The organism is Streptomyces murinus (genome assembly GCF_002154555.1).
GTDB classification, from domain to species: domain Bacteria; phylum Actinomycetota; class Actinomycetes; order Streptomycetales; family Streptomycetaceae; genus Streptomyces; species Streptomyces murinus.
Genome location: NZ_MUNF01000333.1, coordinates 1 through 6,913 on the forward strand (window position 1 = coordinate 1; position 6,913 = coordinate 6,913).

At 71.6% G+C, this 6,913-nt stretch carries 8 protein-coding genes and 1 pseudogene; 5 read left to right on the forward strand and 4 right to left on the reverse strand.

The window, feature by feature from the left end:
* The coding region (locus CCN72_RS20465) for a quinone oxidoreductase family protein (RefSeq protein ID WP_158101379.1) at positions 1–642 on the reverse strand (642 nt) is incomplete at its 3' end.
* Positions 643–780: 138 nt separating this feature from the next.
* Here CCN72_RS20465 and CCN72_RS20470 point away from each other — a divergent pair.
* The 4 genes from CCN72_RS20470 to CCN72_RS20485 all read left to right on the forward strand — a co-directional run bounded on the left by CCN72_RS20470 (position 781) and on the right by CCN72_RS20485 (position 3,767).
* Positions 781–1,119, forward strand: coding sequence for an ArsR/SmtB family transcription factor (locus CCN72_RS20470; RefSeq protein ID WP_086808776.1), 339 nt, complete (start codon positions 781–783; stop codon positions 1,117–1,119).
* A 117-nt stretch (positions 1,120–1,236) separates the two neighbouring features.
* Positions 1,237–1,692, forward strand: a complete 456-nt coding sequence (locus CCN72_RS20475; RefSeq protein ID WP_086808777.1) for a flavodoxin family protein — start codon at positions 1,237–1,239, stop codon at positions 1,690–1,692.
* Positions 1,693–1,736: 44 nt separating this feature from the next.
* Positions 1,737–2,576, forward strand: coding sequence for a PhzF family phenazine biosynthesis protein (locus CCN72_RS20480; protein WP_086808778.1), 840 nt, complete (start codon positions 1,737–1,739; stop codon positions 2,574–2,576).
* A gap of 303 nt (positions 2,577–2,879) precedes the next feature.
* Complete coding sequence (locus tag CCN72_RS20485) at positions 2,880–3,767, forward strand: NAD-dependent protein deacetylase (protein WP_086808779.1); 888 nt, start codon at positions 2,880–2,882, stop codon at positions 3,765–3,767.
* Between the two features lie 286 nt (positions 3,768–4,053).
* Here CCN72_RS20485 and CCN72_RS40680 read toward each other — a convergent pair.
* Together CCN72_RS40680 and CCN72_RS20500 are read right to left on the reverse strand one after the other, a co-directional pair.
* Positions 4,054–4,341 (reverse strand): annotated as a pseudogene (locus CCN72_RS40680) (GNAT family N-acetyltransferase).
* A gap of 120 nt (positions 4,342–4,461) precedes the next feature.
* Positions 4,462–5,706 (reverse strand): PP2C family protein-serine/threonine phosphatase, encoded by a 1,245-nt coding sequence (locus CCN72_RS20500; protein ID WP_208638052.1) that lies wholly within the window; start codon positions 5,704–5,706, stop codon positions 4,462–4,464.
* A gap of 323 nt (positions 5,707–6,029) precedes the next feature.
* Between CCN72_RS20500 and CCN72_RS20505 the strand changes: the two genes are divergently transcribed.
* A complete protein-coding gene (locus CCN72_RS20505; protein ID WP_037661210.1) occupies positions 6,030–6,233 on the forward strand; it encodes a cold-shock protein in 204 nt (67 codons plus the stop codon).
* A gap of 100 nt (positions 6,234–6,333) precedes the next feature.
* Here CCN72_RS20505 and CCN72_RS20510 read toward each other — a convergent pair.
* Positions 6,334–6,913, reverse strand: a 580-nt coding sequence (locus CCN72_RS20510) for a lytic transglycosylase domain-containing protein (RefSeq protein WP_425276160.1), incomplete at its 5' end; no start/stop codon positions are given.

Here is a 6,913-nt window from a genome sequence, read left to right on the forward strand (position 1 = left end):
CGCGAGGCGGTTCTCGGCGCCCCGGCCGGCCGTGGCGCCGAGAACCGCCTCGCGCAGCGCCTCGCCCCGAGGGAAGACGGCGTCGTAACCGGCCTTCAGTGCCTCCTCCGCCTTCTCGGGACGGCCCACCGTGCCGATCAGCCGGCCGCCGCCCAGCGCGGGGACCAACCGGGCGATCGCGGCGCCGATCCCGCCGGAGGCCGAGTGCACGAGCACGGTGTCCCCCGCGGTGAAGCGGCCCGCGTCGGTGAGCAGCAGCATGGCCGTGGTGAGCCCCAGGGGTACGGCGCCGACCTGCCGTAGGCCGACTCCGGGCGGGACCGGCACCGTGAGGGCCGCCTCGGCGACGACCGCCTCTGCCAGTCCCCCGCCCACGGGGGCGGCCACCACCCGGTCGCCGACGGCCAGCCCCGCGACCCCCTCGCCGATCGCGCGTACCGTGCCCGCCACCTCCCTGCCGGGCAGGTACGGCCAGGCCGGGACATAGCCCGCGTCACCCCGACGGGCCATCACGTCAACGAAGTTGAGCCCCGCGTAGGCCACCGCCACGGACACCTGCCCGGCTCCGGGCCGGGGCTCCGCGATCTCCCGGATCTCCGAGTTCTCCGACCCACCCGGTGCGGTCATGACCAGTGCGCGCATACCGAACTCCCCCCAGTACGAACCCAGTACGAACCCAGTACGATGTTCTACGAACGTCGAATGACGAACGACGCTCATGACACCACACTTATTCGATGAATGTCGAACTTCGATGCATGTCGAACATGGAGCCCGCCCATGGCCCGCGCCAGCCGCCGAGCAGCCCTCACGCACCCCGAGCCCGAGGAGATCGACCTGTTCGACGTGTTGCACGCGCTCTCCGACCCCACCCGGATGACCATCGTGCACACGCTCAGCACCGAGCCCGAGCGCGCCTGCGGCACCTTCCCCGTGAATGTCGCCCCCTCCACCCTCAGCCACCACTTCAAGGTGCTCCGCGAGGCCGGCCTCATCCATCAGCGCGAAGAGGCCAATCGACGGCTCACCGCACTGCGCGCCGCCGAACTCGACGCGCGTTTCCCGGGCATGCTCGCGGCCGTCCTCGCCGCGTACGACCGCACGCCGGAGGCCCGATAGGCCGGTCCGGGATGCGGTTCGTGCCCGCGGTGTGGGCGCCGTCACGCTCGCGGGATGTCACATCCGACGCCGCCGCGCCGGTCCTTTCCACTGATAGCGAGAGAAGGGATCGTGAGGATGAGGACCGTCATCGTGTGCGCCTCCGTGTCGCACGGCAATACGCGTCGCGTCGCCGACAGCATGGCCCAGGTACTGGGCGCGAGCGTCGTCTCCCCCGAGCAGGCCGACCCGGCGGAGCTGGCCGCCGCCGACCTGGTGGGATTCGGGTCGGGCGTCTTCTACGGCAGGCTCCATCCCGCCCTGATGTCCTTCGTCAGGGCGCTTCCCACCGGTCGGGGCCGGGCGTTCGTGTTCGCCACCAACGGGCTCCCGGAGATCCCGCTGATGTCTTTCACCCGTCCCCTGGTCCGACTCCTGGAAGGCAAGGGCTTCGAGGTGGACGGGAGCTTCTCGTGCCGGGCGTTCGACACATGGACGCCGTTCAGGCTCGTCGGCGGTATCAACAAGCAGCGTCCGCACACCGGGGACCTGGCCGCCGCACGGGCGTTCGCCGGGCAACTGCGGGCCAGGTGAGGACATCTTTGACGACCCGATGACGAAGCGTCTACGTTCGCCCGATGGACATCCTGCGCTACGTGGCCTTCAGCAGCGACCCCCTGGGCGGGAACCCGGCGGGTGTGGTGCTGGACGCCGCCGGGATCGACGAGGCGACGATGGCCGCCACGGCGGCCGAAATCGGCTACTCGGAAACGGCGTTCACCGTCGCGCGGCCCGACGGGTCCCTCGACATCCGGTACTTCAGCCCTCAGGCCGAGGTCCCGTTCTGCGGCCACGCCACCATCGCGACGGCCGTCGCACACGCCTCCCGGCACGGCGTCGGCCGTCTGCTGCTGCACACCGCGGCGGGGCCCGTCCCCGTGACCACCTCCACCGCCCCGGACGGTTCGGTGACGGCCACACTGGTCAGCGTGGAGCCCCGTACGACGGACCTCTGCGACGCCGACCTCGCCGAACTCCTCGCCGCCCTGCGCTGGTCCGCGGCCGACCTCGACCCGGCCCTGCCGCCGCAGGTCGCCTACGCCGGTGCCTGGCATCCGGTCATCGCCACCGCCGACCGGGCCCGGCTGGCCGACCTCGACTACGACATGCCCGCGCTCAACGCCCTGATGGCGCGCCGGGGTTGGACGACGATCGCCCTCGTGTACCGCGAGTCGGAGACCGTCTTCCACGCCCGCAACCCCTTCCCGCCGGGCGGCGTCGTCGAGGACCCGGCCACCGGCGCGGCGGCCGCGGCCTTCGGCGGGTACCTCCGCGGCAACGGGCTCGTCGCGCCGCCCACCGTGCTGACCATCCACCAGGGCGTGGACATGGGCCGCCCGAGCCTCCTGACGGTGGGGATCCCCGCGGATCCGTCCACCGGCATCGAGGTGACGGGCACGGCGGTTCCCCTCTCCTGAACGGCCCACGTCCGGCCGTCACAGCTATGAGCCGTCCGCGTGGACCGCGTAGACGTACCGCTTCCCGGCGTACTCGCTGACGTTCCAGACGACGGACTCGCCGTACGGGTCGTCGGCGCTCGTCGTGACGCCCTGCGGGATCCAGTAGCTTGGGTTTCCGTCGGTGCGGGCGCGGGGCAGGGCGAGGCGAGGCCAGACGGCCTTCCTGCCCTCCCGTGATCCAGCGCCGCGCGATCGCCGTCCTGACCCGCGCGCTTCCCCATCGGGGGCGCGGTGCGCCCGGCGCCGTCCTAAGCTGCTGATATGCGCATGCGTCCGATCGTCGGCCCCGTACCCGACACCGGTATACGTCCCGCCGGCGGGATGGACGAGATCGCCGGGCAACTGGCCGCCGGTGGGGTGGCGGTGCTGACCGGGGCCGGGATCTCCACCGAGTCCGGTATCCCCGACTACCGGGGCGTGACCGGGCGGCATCGGCGGCACTCCCCCATGACCTACCAGGACTTCGTCTCGGACGAGGAGAACCGGCGCCGCTACTGGGCCCGCGGCTATGTCGGGCGCCGTGCCGTCGCGAAGGCCCGGCCCAATGCCGGGCACCAGGCCGTGCAGGCGCTGCGCGCCGCCGGGTACGTCGATGCCGTGATCACCCAGAACGTGGACGGGCTGCACCAGGCGGCCGGGACGACGGACGCCGTCGCCCTGCACGGCAGTCTGGACCGGGTCGTGTGCCTCGACTGCGAGACGATCGGACCGCGCGACGAACTCGACGCACGGCTGCTCGCGGCCAACGGGGAGTTCCTCGCGGCGCAGGACGCTGCCGGGCTCCGGGTCAACCCCGACGGCGACATCGAGCTGCCCGACGACATCGTGCGCACGTTCCGCGTCGTACCGTGCGCGCGGTGTGGCGGTGTGCTCAAGCCGTACGTCGTGTTCTTCGGCGAGAACGTGCCCAAGCCTCGCACGCAGCGCTGCTTCGACCTGATCGACGCGGCCGACTCCCTGCTTGTCCTCGGGTCGTCCTTGGCCGTCCTGTCGGGCCTGCGATTCGTGCGACGCGCCGCCAAGGACGGCAAGCCCGTCTCCATCATCAACCTCGGCCCGACCCGCGGCGACGCCCTCGCACACGCCCACGTGGCCCTGCCCCTCGGCCAAGCCCTCACCGAACTGACCGAACGCCTCGACATCGCCTGAGCGGGGTCTCACAACGACGTCAAGTCCTCGATCCCCGTCACGTACCACTGTCTCGGCGACGTGCCACGCAGGTACAAGTGCCGGCCTCGTCCCACAGGACGTAAGTACCGCTTGAGAGGCGGGCCGTTGGGGAGGGTGAGGCGGGCCCCCTGGGGACGACGACAGGACTCTTCCTGAGCCGGATCTCGCCGCCCGTCCGGGCTTCGAGCAGGGGGCAGATCGGCCAGAGGGCCCGGTCCCAGGCGTCCGCTTTCGGAGCAGGTCGTCTGGCGGGCCGGGAAGCAGGTCATCGCAGTGACGGGCGCGGGTGAGTGGCCCAGTGCTCCGGGGCAGTGAGGCCGAGCAGCACCACGTCGTGGAAGTCCCCGGACAGGAACTCGTGTTGGCGCAGTAGGCCCTCTTCGGAGAAGCCGTTTGCGGTAGAGGGCGCGGAACCCCTCGTCCGAGCGCGGAGGTTCGAGCAGATCCGAGGTACGGACATCGACCGTGTTCCGGGCCAGGTCGCGAAACCCTTCCCAGTCCCTGGCTCGACACCTCGCAGCCTTACCTTCTCGCCGGTCCATATGTCGCTCATCGCCTCCCCACTTCGTCGGTCGCAGGCACTGTCGGCCGTGCATGTCGAACGCCCGATGCTCACGACAGGAGGCGCTTCGGGGGCCGGTCTTTTCCGGCGGCGAGGCGGCCCGCCGGCGCGTCAGCGTTCCCCGGTGGCCGGGCCCCTCCGGGCGGCCCGGCCGGTGTCGGCGCCCGCGTTCGCGCTGTGGCCCTCGGGCTGGGGGCCGTACCAGTCCAGGCACATCACGGTGGCGTCGTCCTGGAGGTGTCCGCCGCAGGTGTCGGCGACCGCCTCGGTCAGGGCGCGTACGACCTCACGGGGCCGCTCCTCGGCGGCTTCCCGGATCAGACCGGAGAGGTCGACGGTCTGCGCCCGGCGTTCTTGCATGCCGTCGGTGTAGAGCACCAGGCGGTCACCGGGGCGCAGATCGAGGTCCTGCGCCTGGTAGGAGCCGTACGCGGCGGGAACGCCGAAGGGCAGGTCGGCCGCCAGGGGGATCTCTTCGACCGCGCCGTCCCGCAGACGCAGCGGCCGGGGATGGCCCGCGTTGACGAACTGGGCGCCACTCCCGTCGAGGGCGATGCGCAGCAGCTGCCCGGTGGCGAAGGTGTGGCGGCCGTGATCGAGCATCGCCTGATGGGTCCGGCATGCCTGTTCGACGAGGTCGGCCCCGGCGCGGCGGGCGCCCCGGGAGGCGTTGACCAGCAGAGTCGCGATCAGGGAGGCGTCGACGTCGTGGCCCATGGCGTCGGTGAGGGACAGGTGCAAGGTGCTGTGGTCGAGGGTGTAGTCGTAGGTGTCGCCGGCGATCGTGTCGGCGGGGACGAGGGCGCAGGCGAGGGCGAACTCGGCCGCCTCGCAGGAGGGCGCCGAGGGCAGCAGCTGGCGCTGGATCTCGGCGGCCAGGCTGAGCCCGGTGGTTCGCCGGCCCCACTGGTAGAGGTCGGTGAAGCGGCGGTCGGTGACGACGAGGTACGCCAGCGCGTGCGCGGCCTCCTCCACCTGCTCCAGCACGTCCGCACCGGCGTCGGGCAGGGACAGCTCCAGGACGCCGATGGTGTCGCCGCGGTTGGTGACCGGGGCGATCACCCTGTGCCACCGCCCGTCGTCCGACGAGGTGCGCATCAGCCGCTGGGAGCGCAGGACGTCGTCGTAAACGCTGCCGCGCAGGTCGACCTGATCGGCGCGGCGGCCCTCCCGCGTGGCGGTCTCCTCGCCGACCCGCACCAGCTTCCGGCCGATGACGTCGGCGAAGAGGAACGACACGTACCGCGCGCCGAACCGGTTCCGCAGATTGCGCGCGACCACGTCCAGCGAAGCCGTCGGCGCGGCTTCCTCCGCCGCGGCCAGCACCTCGGCCAATCCGATCCGCTCAAGCGCCACCTCGGCCTCCCTGCCTTTTCCTCTCCCCTTCCCGCTGGCTCCTCCGGCATCACGGGCGCCGGGCAGCCGGTGGCGGACCGCGATCGTGAACCGACCCGTCTGCCCCGTCTCCGCTACGCCGTTCCGGTCAAGATCAGCGACGTGCTCGGCGGGGCCGAACGGGGCGTGGAGCGGGTTGTCCGTGAGGACGCCACACCGACTGCTGTGTCATGGGCCGGATAGGCGGCGGTGCTCGGGGTAGAAACGATGTCGGCTCCTACTGCCAAGGGAGCCGGAGCGGCCCCGGACATGGGTGGCTCCCGGTATGAACGAAGGATCGATTGATGGCCAGCGGCACCGTGAAATGGTTCAACTCCGAGAAGGGGTACGGCTTCATCGCCCAGGACGGCGGCGGGGCTGACGTCTTCGCGCACTATTCCGAGATCCAGGGTGGTGGATTCCGCGAGCTCACCGAGGGCGAGCAGGTCACCTTTGACATCGGACAGGGCCAGAAGGGCCCCCAGGCCCAGAACATCGTCCGGGGCTGACCGGCCATACCCGTGACATTCCGGGGCGGCTGCCGTACGGCGGCCGCCCTTCACGGGTGAGGACCGCCCCGTCCGGCACTCCCGTCTGTTCCACGGCCGCTCATTCGGCGGCCGTGTCGCCGGGGTCGCCGCGATCCGCCCTGGCCAGGGCCTCGGCGGCGCGGCTCCGGTAGGCGCGGAACCGGCGCAGGTACGACCGTGCCATGGGGCCCGGCGGGACGCCCCGGGCGAAGGCCCGCATATTGCGTTCGCCCGTGTTGTAGCCCAGGGCGAGCAGTTCGTCGCGGCTGTAGCGGCGTACGTGCCGGCGCGGAAGTCCGCGGTCGAGATCCTTCAGGTGCAGCGCCGCCGCGTGGATGGCGAAGCCGGGATCGTCGCGCAGGTCCTGCCATCGCCCCGGCAGTTCGTGTGCCCGTCGTACCCGCTCGAACGTCGGGCGGTGCATGTTGGCCACCCCGAAGGACGCCTCGGGCTTCCACCACTGCCACAGCCGCTCCAGCAGCGGATGGTGCGGCTTGTACGCCTCGTTGTGGAGCACCGTCATGACGAGCAGCGGAGACACTCCGGCTTCCTGGGCGCCGCGCATCACGGCTTCGGCGTAGTCGGCCGGGTCGTAGGCACCGGGCCGTATCGGCGGCACCCGCGCCTTATCGCGATCCGCCGCCGATACGGCCCGGTGC

Coding starts and splice junctions, on each gene's coding strand:
- CCN72_RS20470 (WP_086808776.1), top strand. CDS start 781: ATGGCCCGCGCCAGCCGCCGAGCAGCCCTCACGCACCCCGAGCCCGAG.
- CCN72_RS20475 (WP_086808777.1), top strand. CDS start 1,237: ATGAGGACCGTCATCGTGTGCGCCTCCGTGTCGCACGGCAATACGCGT.
- CCN72_RS20485 (WP_086808779.1), top strand. CDS start 2,880: ATGCGCATGCGTCCGATCGTCGGCCCCGTACCCGACACCGGTATACGT.
- CCN72_RS20505 (WP_037661210.1), top strand. CDS start 6,030: ATGGCCAGCGGCACCGTGAAATGGTTCAACTCCGAGAAGGGGTACGGC.
- CCN72_RS20480 (WP_086808778.1), top strand. CDS start 1,737: ATGGACATCCTGCGCTACGTGGCCTTCAGCAGCGACCCCCTGGGCGGG.